Origin of the sequence: Hyunsoonleella aestuarii (genome assembly GCF_006148925.1) — a bacterium.
In the GTDB taxonomy this organism is placed as follows: Bacteria; Bacteroidota; Bacteroidia; order Flavobacteriales; family Flavobacteriaceae; genus Algibacter_D; species Algibacter_D aestuarii.
Genome location: NZ_VAWB01000003.1, coordinates 25,151 through 41,527, shown reverse-complemented (window position 1 = coordinate 41,527; position 16,377 = coordinate 25,151). Strand labels below are relative to the sequence as shown.

Genomic DNA, 16,377 nt, shown 5'->3' with positions numbered 1-16,377 from the left:
GCAAAGATACCGCTTTACATTGTATTCAAAAAAACGTTTAAATCACTTATATAACTGCTATTTCTTGGCCTCAACTAATTCGAGTTGTTCCAAACTTACATTTGTTGTAAACAAGCCATAGTTAACTGTGGCTTTGTTTTTTTCAATTTTATCAATGCTACCAACAGCTCGACCATCTTCAAGTCTAACACGGTCACCAATTTTTAAATTTGGTTTAGGTTTAGGCGTTTCAATAGCTTTTTTCTTTTCAACTTTTTTCCTTTTGCGTATAACGTTTACTTTCTTTTCAGCTTCTTGTTTTACCTGTTGTTCTTTGGCCTTTTTAGCCTTTTTCTGTTTAGCCGAAACTTTTTTACGTTTTGAGTTTTCTATTTGAACGAGTTTGAAAAGTTCGTCCATTAACACTCTTTTTTGTTTGTTTTCAAAATAGGTTTCAGCAATGTCATTGACTTTCTGTCCGAGATAAATTAAACGTTGATTACTATCGTATAACTCCTGATAGCTTTCTAACTTCTTCTGAATTTTAGCATTCATCTCTTCTAGTTTATCGGCTTCTTCAATCTTCTTTTTCTCATTAAGTTTAAGAGATTGACCTGTTTTTTCTAATCGGGAACGTTCTTTTTGAAGTTTCGCAATAGTCGCATCAAAGCGTACTTTACTACGTTCAATTTTCTTTTTAGCGCGATTAATTAAACTATATGGAATCCCATTTTTCTGTGCGACTTCAAAGGTGAACGAGCTTCCTGCTTGCCCAATAACCAACTTGAAAAGCGGTTCTAAAGTACGCTCATCAAAAAGCATATTAGCATTAAGCATGTGTGGTAATTCGTTGGCTAATATTTTGAGATTGGAGTAATGTGTTGTTATAATTCCAAAAGCCTCACGATGGTAGAACTCTTCCAAAAATGTTTCAGCTAAAGCACCACCTAATTCGGGGTCACTTCCTGTTCCAAATTCATCAATTAGAAAAAGTGTGTTTTTATTACACTTTCTTAAGAAGTAATTCATTTGCTTAAGCCTGTAGCTATAAGTACTCAAATGATTTTCTATAGATTGGTTATCACCAATATCACTTAAAATACGATCAAATAAACAGGCTTTACTGCGTTCATGTACAGGGATTAATAAACCACTTTGTAACATGACTTGCAACAAACCGACTGTTTTTAAAGTGATACTTTTTCCGCCGGCATTAGGACCCGAAATGACAATTATGCGCTTGTCTTGTTTGAGTTCTATTGTTTGCGGAAATGTTTTTTCCTTTTTTTCTAAGTTGGTTAAGTACAATAAAGGATGATAGGCATCTCTTAAAATCATGTTTCTGTCTTCCACAATTTCTGGAAGAATAGCATTCATAGATTTTGCATATTTTGCTTTTGCAGAAATAACATCAATATCAATTAAAAAATCTTGATAATCTCTAAGCAGCGGCAAAAACTGACGCATAAAATTGGTTACTTCTTTCAAAATTCTAATAACCTCTTCTTTTTCTTCATATTCAAGATTATTAAGCTCTCTTGAATATTGTAGGGTAGTTTCAGGTTCTATATAAACAATACTTCCTGTTTTACTGCCGCCCATTATAGAACCTTTAACTTTGCGTCTATACATAGCTTTAACTGCTAGTACGCGTTTATTGTCTACCACGGTTTCTCGAATATCATCTAAATATTCAAGATTATGGTACATGTTTAGGGCTGTTGAAAAACTTTGATTTATTTTACCTTTAATTCGGTTTATACTTTGTCTTAAATCGAAAAGTAAATTAGAGGCATTGTTTTTAATATCACCAAATCGATCAACAATAGTGTCAACTTTTTCAATGATTACTTTGGTAACTTCAATATGAGACGCAAAGGCATTCAGCGTAGGGTAATATTCTTCAAATTTTTTTATAAATGTAACAAGTGCATTAACGGTTATGGACATGGATACAATTTTACGAAGCCCATGAACTTCTAAATAGGTGTTTTCAATATTTAAAAGTTTTAATTCCTTAGTAATAGTATCAAACCCGTGGTTAGGAATACGATTATCATTGTAAAAAGATGAGACGTACTCATTGGTTAAATATAAGGCGTTTGTTAGTGTTCCTTTGTTCTTAAACGGAACAGTCTCAAGCGCCTTTTTGTTTCCAAGAGTTGTAATGCAAAGTTCACTAACCTGTTGTAAAACCGTTTGAAATTCTAAATCTTGTAATGTCTTTTCGTGAATATTAATCATTTAAGTAATGTCCTTACAGAAGCCACAAAGTTATAAATTCTAACTTGATATGTTTTAAACACAAGAGTAGTTTAAAGTTCTAATTCTTGGATTACCAAATTATAATCATATTGCAAATCTTCATGGAGCGAAGAAACTATCTTTTTAGCTAGAATTATTTGTCGATTATATGAATTAACTAGCTGCTGACTTTTAGTAATACTAGGGTTAAAATCTTTTAATTTTTCACAAAAATAGAGTAGGAGCTCTACTTCGGTTTCTTTATGTTTTGAGTATCTCACGTATTTTTTTATTTCGCGGAGTATTTTACGCACACTTTTTCTAATGTAGAAATAACTTTTAGTGTTGATTAGTTCAAACTGATTATCAATATGTTCTTTAATACTGGCGATATAAGATGGCTCATCATCCGATTCAAAAAGTAAATAGGTAAGAAGCTCTTTATTTTCTTTTTTAAATGTAGACAGTCTTAAACAAAGCGCTATTAGATCTTGCTGAGAGAAATATTGTAATTCCTTTTTTATGGTTGTTACCGAAACTGCTTTCATTAAATAGATTTATTATTTCCTTTTAAAAGGTTTATACTAACGGTGGCTAATTCATTATTTGGAAAAGTAGTAAAATAATTAGGGTCTGGTTCTAAACCTGCTTCGGTTACAATTTTATTAAATACCTCTACTTCCAAAATATATTGATCTGAATAACCATGAGTTGCATCGTAGGCTGTAGCTGGTGTTCTTCCTAAATTTGAAGAAGTTACTTTTGGATTAATTGTGTGAAGTTCAATGATTAATAATCCAAACTTATCCACAAAAGGCTTCCATTTTTTAAAATGTTCTAAAAGGGATTGTTCTACCAAATTATTACTAAGTCGCCTTCCTTTAAAGGCATATGCTCCGGAAGAATTGCTAAGAGTTGATGTCTTACTAATTGGTGGTTCCCAAATTCGATTATGATCTAAAAAAGTTCTAACATTTAGTAAGTCTCTTAGATCAATATTGTAGTCTTCCTTTAAATCTTTGGACAGTAAATCTGGTCGCCCAATATCGCCCCAAATTACTTTTGCCCAAATATCTGCCTTAATTAGGTTTGCTCGTGTTACTCTTAATGCAGCTTTATTAAAGTCTGCACCAACTAATAATAAAGGATGTTCATCTAACATAGTCCCTCGGAGTGTTTTGAATTCAATAACATCAAAAATGTGTTGAATAAAAGCACCATTGCCACACCCCATATCTAAAACGCCTTTAGGCTGTTCTTCTATAGGCTTATTGAAGAGTTTGATGATAATTTCGTCAACAATTCTAAAGTAAGTTGAATGAGCTCCTCCGCTGCCCCAAACGTTCATTTCTCTTTCTACATGCTTTTCTATATCATCTGCGGAATTAGTGTTTAATATTAAAGGATTTCCAAATAACAATTCATCTAAATTTACAAAGGTAGGAAGATAAGATACAGTAACTCCATATGCACTCGCCCGTTTTGCAAAAAACAATCCTTCATCTGTAAACTTATAGGTGTCTTTCTTTTTTGAAAACCATCCTAAACAACAAAGAAAGTCTAATATTTTCTCGAAACTTTCGGGATCACTATGGTATTCTTGGGCTCTAAAAGACGCTTCCATAAAATATTTATGAAACAAGCCGTTAACTCCTAATAAAACAATAAGAGGAGCTGCAATAACACCTTCTATATGTTTTAAAACTTGTTTTTCAATGGCGTCCGATGTTGCATTTCTTAGTCCGAAATCATTATCAAATTTTTTAAATACATTTTGCAAAGCATTAAACGCATCTGGCCCGATTCGCTTTGACGGGAATTTCACTGAATACTTTAATAATAGAACAGGAGATTTATAAAGCGAAGCCAATGAAAATGCCTTTGCTGTATTAGCATTAATTTCATATTGAATGGTATTACTATTATTATCTATATGCTGAATTAACCATCCTTGAGAACATAATATCCTTAGTGCAACATTAAGATAGCCTTCATTAGCATTGAATGTTAATACAAGATTACTTAATTCTACAATTCTATGTTCGAGAATATAGTCTAAGACACCTTTTTTGTATAGTGCAAAAACCGTTGTAGCTGTTGCTATACCATCAAGATGTCTGAAAATAGTACCTCTTAATTTTGCTTTGTCTTGTTTAGAGAGCATATATAAAGGATATCTCTAAATATAGAACCTTTAATATTTAGATAAAACTTTTTTTTGAACAAAATGTTATTTGAAAGGTACTCTAGTGTTTGTTTTTAGTAAGCAGGCCATCTAAAGAATATTTTCCGGCACCAGTTAGAAAGATAACAATAAAACATATTAAATATAGTAGTGCCTTTTCTTTCTTACCTATTGGATCGCTTGCATGAACAATAAAAAATGCAACAAACATAGTAATAGCAGCCGGAATAGACGCAAGCTTGGTTTTTAGTCCTATTATTATTAAAATTGGTGCCAAAACCTCAGCAATAATTGTTAGTATTAAGGATGTGGAGGCCCCTAATCCAATAGGATCAGGAAATTTAATGGGACTTTCGGCGAGCTTTGATATTTTAGGAATTCCGTGAGTAAGCATTAAGCTGCCTATACCAACTCTAAGTATTAGTAAACCGTAATTGAAAAAGTTCTTCATATTTTTTGTTTTTAATAGATGACAAGATAAAAAAATGAAAAGATTCGCACACCAAATTTTGTTCTATCTATTATATAAAGAGGAAACATGAAAAGCATGATTATTATAAATCATGCTTTTTATTAGGTTTAAGAGAGTTTGTTTGTAAACCCATTCTTATATTTTTTTTGAATTTATATGTATTTCTAATTAAACTATCTCCTGATGCTTTAAATATTACCTTTTTACTTACTGTATAGATTTTATCGGTAAAAGTATGTGTAATAAAAATTCGTGCTTTCTTACTATCATCAAGACCATCATAGGTTGTAGTAATGATTCTTTCATTGTTTTCTAGTAGGTTCGAAACAATTTTTTCGTTACCGTAATAAGTTCCATTTTTATTTATTTTGACAACCGATTTGTTATTCTTTTTGGGCTCATATATATATTGCATGTTTGAAATCACTTTGTTGTCTTTAATTTTAATTTGCAATGTAGTTTCAATATCTACTAGTTTATTAGACTGATAATCTAGGTAGGTTAACACCCCGGTCCATTCTGAATTGTTTAAAGGTTCTAAATCCGACATGGTAATTTTATTTTGCGCGTTATTAATAGTTGACAGTAAAAGCGTACCTAATACGATAAATAAAGTTTTCATAGCGCTATTGTTTATTAAATTTTAAGGTTATTAAATAATCAAGTCCAAATCTACCTGAACCAAAGTATAGGTTGTAAATGCTTATCCAAAGAAAGCTCATGGCAGGTAACATTCCCCAAACACCTTGACCCCATTTTTGGCAAAATATAGCTACAAGCATCGTACACATTATTAAAAAGGAAGCAAGACGTGTTTGGAGACCTAAAGCGAGAAACATTCCTCCCACAGCCTCACTAAAGGCTCCCATCCAAGCAAAGAAAACTGGAGCTATTGCAAAAATGCCACCATAATTAGTAACATCTTCGGGAAACCAAGCAGATACTTCAAACAAGTTTAGGTTACGATGGTCCGGTGTCCATGGAACACCGAATTTGGATGCTCCAAAATCAATGGATAAAATGATACCGCAAATAAATCTTATGGCTGCGAACAATAAATCGGCTATCCAATTTGGTTGGGAGATAGGTGTAATTAGTAATTTCAAGGTTTTCATAATGCTCTAAATATTTGTTTTATACAAATTTGATGCATTATGCTGTCTTTAAAGACTTAAATCATACTAGAAAGGCTTAAATACGGTTTGAGACGTCTTAATTTAATGTAGAATTCAAATATTCGGAAGGCGACGTATTTGTTAATTTTCTAAAAACACGGTTGAATGTTGCTTTACTATTAAAACCACAATCCATTGCTATTCCCAAAAGTGAAAGTTGTTTGTGTTTATTCTCCTTTAACATTGATTTAAAGGCTTCAACCCTATAGGTGTTTACAAAATCATTAAAATTTTTATTGAAGCCTGAGTTTATAACTTCAGATAATTTAGTACGAGACATATTAACTTGAATCGCCATATCAGACAGATTAATATCTGGATTCAAATAAGCCTTGTTTATTTCCATATTATCTTTTACAATGGAAATATCATCTTCTGAAATTTCTTTAGATAGTTCTGTTAAACTTGCAACTGTTATTTTATGGTTGCTTGGTGAAAAATTAAAATTTAGTAGATTAAGTTTTGTTGTATCTGTAAAGTATCCTTTAATCCCAACATAAATTGTGGTTAAAGCCGTGATAAGATTTAACCACCAACGTTCTTGATAGCCTAAATCGGTAACAAAAACACCTATAATGGTTTGCACGGTGTTGTATAAAAATAAAATTGAAAACAGGATTAAAAAACTTAATATCCAATTAAGTTCAAGATTATACGTATTTGAAAAATATTGAATGATTTTTTTTCTGTAATTGTAAAATAATTGTAGTGTAAATGCTAAGTATAGCAGCATGAATGGGAATTCAATAAAACTCATCACTGGCTGAACATAGGCTTCGTCTAAATTAATTTTTAGAACACCATTTTGATAAGTATCAAATTCAGGTTGTAAGGAATCATAAACATAAATACCCATTCTATAAATTAAGAACAATGCTGCGAATCCAAAATGCAAATAATATTTTTTTTTAAACTTGAAATTAGATTCAGTTACCGATTTAACATACAAGTATATTAGCGGAGCAAGAACTATTGAAATATTATACAAAAAGTAATTTATTTTAGTATTTCTATAAGTGTCATACCATCCCATAAATCCTATTGTATAACAGGTTTGGCTATAACATGTAAACAATAAAATAAATCCTAAAAACAAATCTGAGATGTTACGCTTTCTATGGTATCGTAAGAGTAATAAAAAGGCAAAAATGAGACCCTGAATAACAAGAATCAATAAGGGAGTACTATAAAAATTAAAATTTGGAAACACTAATTGGTATTTAAATACCTAAAATAATACTATTATCTCAATTTAGGGAAATCATTAGGACTCAATTCGTGCATGGCATCATAGACAGCTTCAAAAATATCCTCGGCAGATGGTTTAGAGAAATAATCCCCATCGTTACCATAGGCAGGTCGATGGGCTTTTGCTGTTAATGTTCTTGGTTGCCCATCCAGATATTGATAAGCGTTTTGAACGTTTAGAATTTCATTTAAAATATAAGCAGAAGCACCTCCAGGAACATCTTCATCAATTATTAAAACATTATTCGTTTTTGCTATACTTTTAGCGATATCATGATTTATATCGAAAGGAAGTAATGATTGTACATCTATGACTTCAGCATCAATGCCTACAGTCAAGAGTTCTTTTGCTGTTTCCATAACGATTCTAAGAGTAGAACCGTAGGATACTAAAGTGATATCGGTACCTTCTCTAAGGGTTTCAACCAAACCAACAGCTGTCCTAATATTGCTTAAGTTGTCTGGCATTTTTTCTTTTAAACGGTAACCATTTAGGCACTCAATAACTAATGCTGGATCATCACTTTGTAGAAGCGTGTTGTAAAAACCAGCCGCTTTCACCATATTTCTTGGAACCAGTATATAAATTCCTCTAACGAGATTAAGTATGCCTCCCATTGGAGAACCAGAATGCCAAATACCTTCCAGTCTATGTCCACGAGTTCTAACAATTAAAGGAGCCTTTTGCATCCCTTTAGTTCTATACTGAAGTGTAGCTAAATCATCACTTATAATTTGTAAGGCATATAATACGTAATCAAGATATTGAATTTCAGCAATAGGTCGGAGTCCTCTTAATGCCATGCCAATACCTTGACCAACAATAGTTGCTTCTCGTATGCCGGCATCAGCAATGCGTAATTCACCATATTTTTCTTGTAACCCTTCTAATCCTTGGTTAACATCACCAATATTTCCTGTATCCTCTCCAAAAATTAAGGCTTCAGGGTACTTATTGAATATGGCATCAAAATTATCTCGAAGAATAACTCTTCCATCTACTTGAATGGCATCATCACTATATGTTGCTTTAACTTCTTTAACATTTAATGCAGATTTATCAGTTTCGGCATAAAGATGAGAACTAAATTTCGGCTGACTTTCTTCAATATTTTTAGTTATCCAATTCGCAAGTATTTCTTTTTCTTTGGAATTATCACCTATTGTAAAACGCAACACTTTCCTTGCGTGAGATAAAATGTCTTTTCTTGTTGGTTCATGAATTTTAGCCAAACTATCCTTCAATTTATTTATAAATACCCCATTAGGATGAGTAGATGCTAGATTTTGAAGGATGCCTAGAAGTTCTTGCTGTTCTTTGCGTATAGGTTTTAAGAAAACGTCCCAAGCATTCTTTTTGGCTTCTCTAACCTCTTTTTTAATTGATCTTTCAAGTTCAATTAGTGCTTCGTTCTCTGCAATTCCACTTTCAATAATCCATTCACGCATCTTTTTATTGCAGTCATTTTCAGCCTCCCATTCTAAACGCTCTTTACTTTTATAGCGCTCATGAGATCCTGAGGTAGAATGACCTTGCGGCTGTGTTAGCTCTTGAACATGTACTAAAACAGGCACGTGCTCTTCTCTAGCTATGGTTGCTGCCTCTTGATATGTTTCAATAAGATTAGGATAATCCCAACCTTTTACGCGAAGAATTTCGTAACCTTTATTGTCTTTATCTCTTTGAAAACCTTTAAGGATTTCAGAAATATTTTCTTTGGTTGTCTGATGCTTTGCATGAACAGAAATTCCATATTCATCGTCCCAAACACTAATAATCATGGGCACTTGCAATACGCCAGCTGCATTTACAGTTTCAAAAAACAAACCTTCACTGGTGCTTGCATTACCAATGGTTCCCCAAGCGACTTCATTTCCATTTACAGAAAATTTAGAGCTATTAATCTCACTTAAATTCCTATAAATTTTTGATGCTTGAGCCAGACCAAGTAAACGGGGCATTTGAGCAGCAGTAGGAGAGATGTCGGCACTAGAGTTGTATTGTTTTGTTAAGTCTTTCCAGCTGCCTTTTTCATCAAGACTATGCGTAACAAAATGACCACCCATTTGTCTTCCGGCAGACATGGGTTCTAATTCTAAATTAGTATTTGCATATAAGCCAGAAAAAAAATGATTTACCGTAAATTCACCTATGGCCATCATAAAGGTTTGATCACGATAATAACCTGAGCGCCAATCACCCTTTTTAAAGGCTTTGGCCATGGCTAGTTGCGGAACCTCTTTACCATCACCAAAAATTCCAAATTTGGCTTTTCCAGTAAGTACCTCTCTACGACCAAGCAAACTGCATTCTCGACTTCTTACAGCAATAGCATAATCATTTAAAACTTCTGCTTTAAAATCTTCAAATGTTATGTTATTTTTTATATCGGGAATAATATCCATAGTGTCGGTTTAAGCATTGCAAAATTAGTTAAAATTAAATCTTTTTGCAATCTTAATACATGTTAAATAATTGACAATATGATAATAAAAACGTTATAATTTGTAATATTTTTAATTATTTATAAATAAATAGTTTAAAAAACGATAATTGATTAAAATTTTAACATATTAATACCAGCGCCTTCTAAATAGACCAAGTAGAGATTCTGGGTCTACTGTAAACTTGAACCTAATCTTCTGGTCATAGTTAGGTTGTCCAATTTCCCAACCTAAATTAGAATAAATTGGAAGGTAGATTTCAAAATAGTCGATTACCAAGTTGATTCGAATTCCCGAATCGTAAACAAAATGAGGATTATCGAATTTGTTTTTCAATAGCCCAATATCCCCATATGCCAAAATATATTTCCATAAAGTTGTACTTGTATTTAAGGTGGTCATCCATTGATTAGCATATGGTGTTTCGAGTTGAGATTTAAAACCGCCTTCTGCGTCTATATACTGTTGACTAAATATTCCAGAGGCTTCAGACCTACCCAAATAATTATAGTCAAATAAATAATCTGTGGGTCTGTCTAAAGCAAAACTGAAATAATCTGATGTAACCTCATTTTTGTTATTTAAAAATGTCCCTGCAAAAAACCGTAAGTTGAGCTGTCTATTACTCTCAAATAGACGGCGATATTCATAATTAAACGCTACTTTACTAAATGTTTTCGCTATTTGAACATCTGTATACCACTTACTAAAGTTAATTAAGTTATCGTTGGAATTTACATATCTAATATTGAATACGCTATAATTTGGTTCTGAATCGATGATTGTATTAGTTAAATCTTCATCACGTTCAATGTCTAAATATCTTAGTCTCAAAAATTGCCTTTTGTTAGATCTAAAATCGTCATCCTGTCTAAATCTAAGGGTGATTGATGGCTTAATCTGCCTAACAAATAGGTCTTCTGCATAAGATGAATAGCTTATTCCGGCTCCATATTGAATGGAGTATAAATCACTATCTTGTAAATAATGTGTCATAAATGCTGATGCACTTCCTGTTAAGGATTTTGATTTCAAGGAATATTTAGGTGATATCTTATAATCAAACATTTTTCTTAACAATGTTTTATTATAAGCTCTTACTCCAAGAGTGACGCCATCATAAATATTATTAAATTCAGCTATTGGCATTAAAAAAACCTGATTATAATAGGGATCTTCCACGTCTTGAAATAACCTAAACTGAAGCGGCTTATTATTAAAGAAAAAACCCTTTAAAGATTTCCAATTATCACGTAAATTAAATTCTGGAATAATTTTGTCGTAATTAAGAACTAATTTATTTGCCCCATTTTTAGGAACAGTTAATGTTTTTTCATCTTTAATATTTTCAATCCATATTTTTGAGACAATACTATCATTGTTTAAAGTATGAAGAGAGATAGGCATATTATTATCACGCTTATTCTTTATAGTTAGAGTGATAGAATCTTCTGTTTGTATGACCTCTTTTATTCTAAAATCAATTTGCTTTCGTGTAGTAAGGTAATCCCTAAAAAACCAATCAATATTTTTCTCTGTTTTACTTTTTAAATAAGATTCAAAATCAGCACCTGTAACTGGCTTTAGTTTGTTTTTGGTTAAAAAGGATTCAATTGAATTTTCTAAAATATGCGAATTGATAAAGTCATCAAGATATTTAAAGCCTGCGCCGGCTTTATATTTATTTGCAATATTTTTATTGAATTTTAGCAAGGAGTCTTTTGCCATAGTTAGTGGCTGATCCCGATTTGTTCTTGCCATAGACATGTATGCAAATACATACTTATCATTAAATTTCATATCTGCAGCATGGAATGACCGTATTCCCCAAAAATCGGCAATAGAGCCAAGAAACTTCATATTTGGATAAAATTCATCAACATAATTCATCATATATAAAATATGAATACCATCAAGTAGCCATTGCTCTTCTCTAGGATTAATTAGTAGAGTGTTCTCCAAATAATTATGAAGCATTACTTTGAGGAGCTTGAGTTCATACTCAAAATTATTGGGGTAAGGCTTTATAAAATCAGGTAAAAGGTTTAAACCGTATACGGGATCTTTGGCATAATCAATTTCACTTATCATTAATTTTTTATGAGGATAGCTGCCAAAGTTTTTGTTAATAAATGTTATAATCTTTTCAGTTAATATAGCTTTATTTAAATCATCAACATTTTTATCATCAATATTAGAAACAACGGATAAACTGTCTATAATAATTGTATTAAATTTTTTTTCTTTATTGAAATAAATCCTATTATTTAACCTGTTATTTCCAATTAGTTTAATCGTTTGATTATTAGGGTCTTCTGATATATTAATTAAATCTAAATCAGAAGTAATATAATAGCCAATGGGGTAGGTGATTTCTAAGTTTAAATCAGATTTAGGAATATATAAATCGTCTAAGTTTTTGTTGCTGTAATAGCGCCATTTCCCATTATATTCAGCAGGTGTTATATACCAATATCTTAAATTTAAATTGCCTTCTGGTGTGGCACCATAATTTGTGAATTTATCACTTGGTATTTTAATTTTGTAATTAAGTTCTAACGTATAAGAATCTTGAGGTTTTAAAGATTCATTCAAAATTACCTTTACAATATCTATCTGATTTTTTACGCGCTCATATCGAACTTTGTTACCGTTTTGTGTTATTGAAGTAATTACAGAATAACCTCGCTCTTCGTTTTTGGCTAAATGAAAATCATTAATGTATTCATCTGCAATCCGTGCCGCGAGTGGTGTTTTCTTTGTAGAGTAACTATTGCTCCAATCGTTTAAAAAAACAATTTTTAATTCGTCTTGAGTATTATTGGTATAAGTAATATTTTGTGAAATAGTAATTTCTTTATTATCAATATCGAATTTGGCTTTCAAATCAATTTTATTTTGACTGAAGCCTAAAACTCCCATAAGGAAGCATAAAAGAAAACTTATAATGTTGAATTTCAATTTATCTTAGCTATTAATCAGTAATCATTTTTCAAAGCATCGCAATATAGGATATGCTTAGCTGTTTTCTTTTAAAAGTTAGGGCTTAATCTGGATTCTTTGTAGAATGAATCCAATATATTAATCACCTCTTCATCGGTATCCACTAAATGAATAAGATCAAGATCATTTGGGCTTATATTTGAGAATTTATCTTGAAGTGTTGATTTTATCCACTCCAAAAGACCTTCCCAAAATGTCGTACCCACTAATATAATTGGGAATTTTTCTATTTTATGAGTTTGTATAAGTGTCATGGCTTCAAAAAGTTCGTCTAATGTTCCAAAACCACCTGGCATAACAACGAAACCTTGTGAATACTTTACAAACATGACCTTTCTAACAAAGAAATAATCAAAATCTAGACTCTTATCATGGTCAATATATGGGTTGTCATGTTGCTCAAAAGGTAAATCAATGTTTAGACCAACTGATGTGCCTCCACCTAAATGTGCTCCTTTATTGCCTGCTTCCATAATACCAGGACCACCACCTGTTATTACGCCATATCCTGCTTCAACAATACCTTTAGCAATTTTTTCTGCTAATTTATAATATTTATGATCTGGTTTAGTTCTGGCCGAACCAAATATAGAAACACAAGGACCTATCTTGCTCATTTTTTCAAAACCATTCACAAACTCCCCCATTATTTTAAAAATGGCCCAAGAATCGTTGGTCTTTATTTCATTCCAACCCTTATGGTGTTGTTCTTTTCTCATATTTTTCTTGCTAATTTAATTCTTTTTTCAAGAACTTGGCAGTGTAACTTTTTTTATGATTAATAACTAATTCAGGCGTTCCTTCTACAATTATTTGTCCGCCATTTCTTCCGCCTTCATATCCAATATCGATAATATGATCTACTGTTTTAATAACGTCTAAATTATGCTCTATAATAAGAACCGTATTGCCTTTATCAACGAGTTTATTTAAAACTATCATGAGTACACGTATGTCCTCAAAGTGGAGCCCCGTAGTTGGTTCATCCAGAATATAAAAGGTATTACCAGTATCTCGCTTACTTAACTCGGTGGCTAACTTAATACGTTGTGCCTCACCGCCAGAAAGTGTAGTGCTCTGTTGTCCTAAAGTAATATAACCCAAGCCAACATCTTTTATTGTTTTAAGCTTCTTATAAATTTTTGGGATATGCTCAAAGAAGCTAACAGCCTCATTTATAGTCATATTTAAAACATCACTAATACTTTTTCCTTTGTATTTTATTTCTAACGTTTCACGATTGAATCTTTTGCCTTGGCAAGTTTCACATTCAACATATACGTCAGGTAAAAAATTCATTTCTATAACTCGTAAACCCCCACCTTTACACGTCTCGCAACGTCCACCTGAAACATTAAAACTAAATCTCCCAGGTTTGTATCCACGAATCATAGCCTCAGGTATTTTGGCAAATAAAGCTCTAATCTCACTAAATGTACCAGTGTAAGTGGCTGGATTACTGCGAGGTGTTCTCCCTATAGGAGATTGATTAATATCTATTACTTTATCAATATTTTCAAGACCTTTAATGCTTTTGTATGGCATCGGTTTTTTTACGCCGTTAAAATAATAAGCATTTAAAATAGGGTATAGCGTCTCATTGACAAGGGTAGATTTACCACTACCAGAGACTCCAGTTACTCCAATCATTTTTCCTAAAGGAAATTCTACCGAAATATTTTTTAAGTTATTTCCGGTGCATCCTTTAAGAATAAGTGTTTTTCCGTTCCCATCTCTTCGTTTCTTTGGAATCTCAATCTCTTTGGAACCATTTAAATAATCAGCTGTTAAAGTATTATGGGTTTTCAATTGTTTTGGGGTCCCGATACTAATAATTTCGCCGCCATATTCCCCTGCTTTTGGACCAATGTCAATAACATAATCTGAACGTTCAATCATGTCCTTGTCATGTTCTACCACTATAATAGAGTTACCTATATCTCGGAGAGAAACCAAAGAGTTGATAAGTTTTTCATTATCTCTTTGATGCAGTCCAATACTAGGTTCGTCCAAAATGTACAAGACTCCAACCAATTGTGAACCAATTTGTGTAGCTAGTCTAATTCGCTGAGCTTCACCACCAGATAAAGTTTTAGAACTTCTATTTAATGCCAAGTAATCCAATCCAACATCTAACAAAAATTGAAGACGTGATTTTATTTCCTTTATTATTTCTTCGGCTATTTTTAATTGTTTGTCCGATAGGTGCTGATTTAATGTTTGAAACCAATTTGACAATTCTACAATATCCATATTAGATAATTCTGCAATATTTTTATTGTTAATTTTGAAATAAAGCGACTCTTTTTTTAGTCTTGAACCTTCACATTGCGGACATTTGACTTTATCCATATAGTCTTTAGCCCAACGTTTCAAAGAGGTTGATTCTGCCGTTTTATATTGGTTTTCAATAAAGTTTGCTACACCTTCAAAGTCAATTTTATAATCTCGAGTAACACCAAGTGTTTTACTCTCTACGGAAAACTTATCGTTACCACCATAAAGAATCATGTCCTTTGCTTCTCTAGGAATGTCTTTATAGGCATCTGTTAGTTTAAAATTAAATCTCTGTGCAATAGTTTCAAATTGTTTAAATATCCAGCTGTTTTTTGCAGGACCATGAGGTGCTAAGGCTCCAGCGTTAATTGAAATACTATCATCGGGGATAATTTTATCTTCATTGACTTGATATAAATCACCAATGCCATTACAAGTATTGCAAGCCCCTTTGGGCGAATTAAATGAAAAATTGTTTGGCTCTGGATTAGGATAAGATATACCCGAAGTAGGACACATGAGACTTCTGCTAAAATATCTTGTCTCACCAGTGTCTTGATCTATTATTAAAAGAACATCGTCTCCATGATACATGGCCGTGTTTATGCTTTCAGTTAAGCGTTTGTCGTTATCAACAGTATCGTTTATAACTAATCTGTCAATAACTATTTCAATATCATGTGTTTTATAACGATCTAGGCGCATGCCTTTAATGATGTCTTTAATTTCACCATCGGTTCTCACTTTTAGAAAACCTTGCTTTGCAATTTGTTCGAATAATTCTCGGTAATGTCCTTTTCTCGAACGAATAACAGGCGCTAAAATATTTATGCGTTTATTCTGAAAGTTTTTTAAAATTAACGCTTTTATTTGCTCATCGCTATAACTAACCATTTTATCTCCTGTGTTATAACTATAAGCGTCACTTGCTCTAGCATACAGTAACCTTAAGAAATCATAAATTTCGGTAATGGTTCCAACTGTTGACCGAGGTGATTTACTTGTTGTTTTTTGCTCAATAGCAATAACAGGAGAAAGACCATCAATTTTATCAACATCAGGACGTTCTAAACCACCTAAAAATTGTCTTGCATAAGCAGAAAACGTTTCAATGTATCGTCGTTGTCCTTCAGCATATATAGTATCAAAAGCCAATGATGATTTACCACTACCAGATAAACCAGTAATAACCACTAGTTTTTCTCTTGGTATTGAGACATCTATATTTTTAAGGTTATGGACTCTAGCCCCTCTAACCTCAATATGTTCTTCAAATTGGCTCATAAAATGCAAAGTTGCAAAGGTACAATTTTAGATGTTAAATTCTTGTGAAGATTAGTTTCAGATTT

General features: G+C 32.2%; 11 protein-coding genes. All 11 read right to left on the bottom strand.

Annotated elements, in window-relative coordinates:
- Positions 1–57: 57 nt before the first annotated feature.
- Positions 58–2,223 (bottom strand): endonuclease MutS2, encoded by a 2,166-nt coding sequence (locus FEF17_RS12515; protein ID WP_139002758.1) that lies wholly within the window; start codon positions 2,221–2,223, stop codon positions 58–60.
- A gap of 71 nt (positions 2,224–2,294) precedes the next feature.
- Positions 2,295–2,771 (bottom strand): hypothetical protein, encoded by a 477-nt coding sequence (locus FEF17_RS12510; protein ID WP_139002757.1) that lies wholly within the window; start codon positions 2,769–2,771, stop codon positions 2,295–2,297.
- A complete protein-coding gene (locus FEF17_RS12505; RefSeq protein WP_139002756.1) occupies positions 2,771–4,387 on the bottom strand; it encodes a class I SAM-dependent methyltransferase in 1,617 nt (538 codons plus the stop codon). Before FEF17_RS12505 ends, FEF17_RS12510 begins: the two co-directional genes overlap by 1 nt.
- 82 nt (positions 4,388–4,469) lie before the next feature.
- Positions 4,470–4,859 (bottom strand): DoxX family protein, encoded by a 390-nt coding sequence (locus FEF17_RS12500; RefSeq protein WP_139002755.1) that lies wholly within the window; start codon positions 4,857–4,859, stop codon positions 4,470–4,472.
- A gap of 103 nt (positions 4,860–4,962) precedes the next feature.
- Positions 4,963–5,502: a hypothetical protein gene (locus FEF17_RS12495; RefSeq protein WP_139002754.1), complete on the bottom strand. Its 540-nt coding sequence runs from the start codon at positions 5,500–5,502 to the stop codon at positions 4,963–4,965.
- 4 nt (positions 5,503–5,506) lie between these two features.
- Positions 5,507–5,995 carry a DoxX family protein gene (locus tag FEF17_RS12490; RefSeq protein WP_139002753.1) on the bottom strand — a complete coding sequence of 163 codons (489 nt, stop codon included), beginning with the start codon at positions 5,993–5,995 and terminating at the stop codon, positions 5,507–5,509.
- A 97-nt stretch (positions 5,996–6,092) separates the two neighbouring features.
- Entirely contained in the window at positions 6,093–7,088 is a 996-nt protein-coding gene (locus FEF17_RS12485; protein WP_139002752.1) for a helix-turn-helix domain-containing protein, read from the bottom strand.
- 209 nt (positions 7,089–7,297) lie between these two features.
- Complete coding sequence (locus tag FEF17_RS12480) at positions 7,298–9,709, bottom strand: alpha-ketoacid dehydrogenase subunit alpha/beta (protein ID WP_139002751.1); 2,412 nt, start codon at positions 9,707–9,709, stop codon at positions 7,298–7,300.
- Positions 9,710–9,877: 168 nt separating this feature from the next.
- On the bottom strand, positions 9,878–12,634 hold the full coding sequence (locus FEF17_RS12475; protein ID WP_344737151.1) for a gluzincin family metallopeptidase: 2,757 nt from the start codon (positions 12,632–12,634) through the stop codon (positions 9,878–9,880).
- Between the two features lie 146 nt (positions 12,635–12,780).
- The gene (locus FEF17_RS12470; RefSeq protein WP_139002749.1) at positions 12,781–13,470 is read right to left on the bottom strand and encodes an LOG family protein; all 690 of its coding nucleotides are present in this window, start codon (positions 13,468–13,470) and stop codon (positions 12,781–12,783) included.
- A 10-nt stretch (positions 13,471–13,480) separates the two neighbouring features.
- Positions 13,481–16,312: an excinuclease ABC subunit UvrA gene (uvrA, locus tag FEF17_RS12465; protein ID WP_139002748.1), complete on the bottom strand. Its 2,832-nt coding sequence runs from the start codon at positions 16,310–16,312 to the stop codon at positions 13,481–13,483.
- Positions 16,313–16,377: the final 65 nt, after the last annotated feature.

What these genes read in the sequence shown, in the direction of transcription:
- FEF17_RS12480 (WP_139002751.1), bottom strand. Translation starts at nt 9,709, where the DNA reads ATGGATATTATTCCCGATATAAAAAATAACATAACATTTGAAGATTTT.
- FEF17_RS12470 (WP_139002749.1), bottom strand. Translation starts at nt 13,470, where the DNA reads ATGAGAAAAGAACAACACCATAAGGGTTGGAATGAAATAAAGACCAAC.
- FEF17_RS12485 (WP_139002752.1), bottom strand. Translation starts at nt 7,088, where the DNA reads ATGGGATGGTATGACACTTATAGAAATACTAAAATAAATTACTTTTTG.
- uvrA (WP_139002748.1), bottom strand. Translation starts at nt 16,312, where the DNA reads ATGAGCCAATTTGAAGAACATATTGAGGTTAGAGGGGCTAGAGTCCAT.
- FEF17_RS12510 (WP_139002757.1), bottom strand. Translation starts at nt 2,771, where the DNA reads ATGAAAGCAGTTTCGGTAACAACCATAAAAAAGGAATTACAATATTTC.
- FEF17_RS12505 (WP_139002756.1), bottom strand. Translation starts at nt 4,387, where the DNA reads ATGCTCTCTAAACAAGACAAAGCAAAATTAAGAGGTACTATTTTCAGA.
- FEF17_RS12515 (WP_139002758.1), bottom strand. Translation starts at nt 2,223, where the DNA reads ATGATTAATATTCACGAAAAGACATTACAAGATTTAGAATTTCAAACG.
- FEF17_RS12495 (WP_139002754.1), bottom strand. Translation starts at nt 5,502, where the DNA reads ATGAAAACTTTATTTATCGTATTAGGTACGCTTTTACTGTCAACTATT.
- FEF17_RS12500 (WP_139002755.1), bottom strand. Translation starts at nt 4,859, where the DNA reads ATGAAGAACTTTTTCAATTACGGTTTACTAATACTTAGAGTTGGTATA.
- FEF17_RS12490 (WP_139002753.1), bottom strand. Translation starts at nt 5,995, where the DNA reads ATGAAAACCTTGAAATTACTAATTACACCTATCTCCCAACCAAATTGG.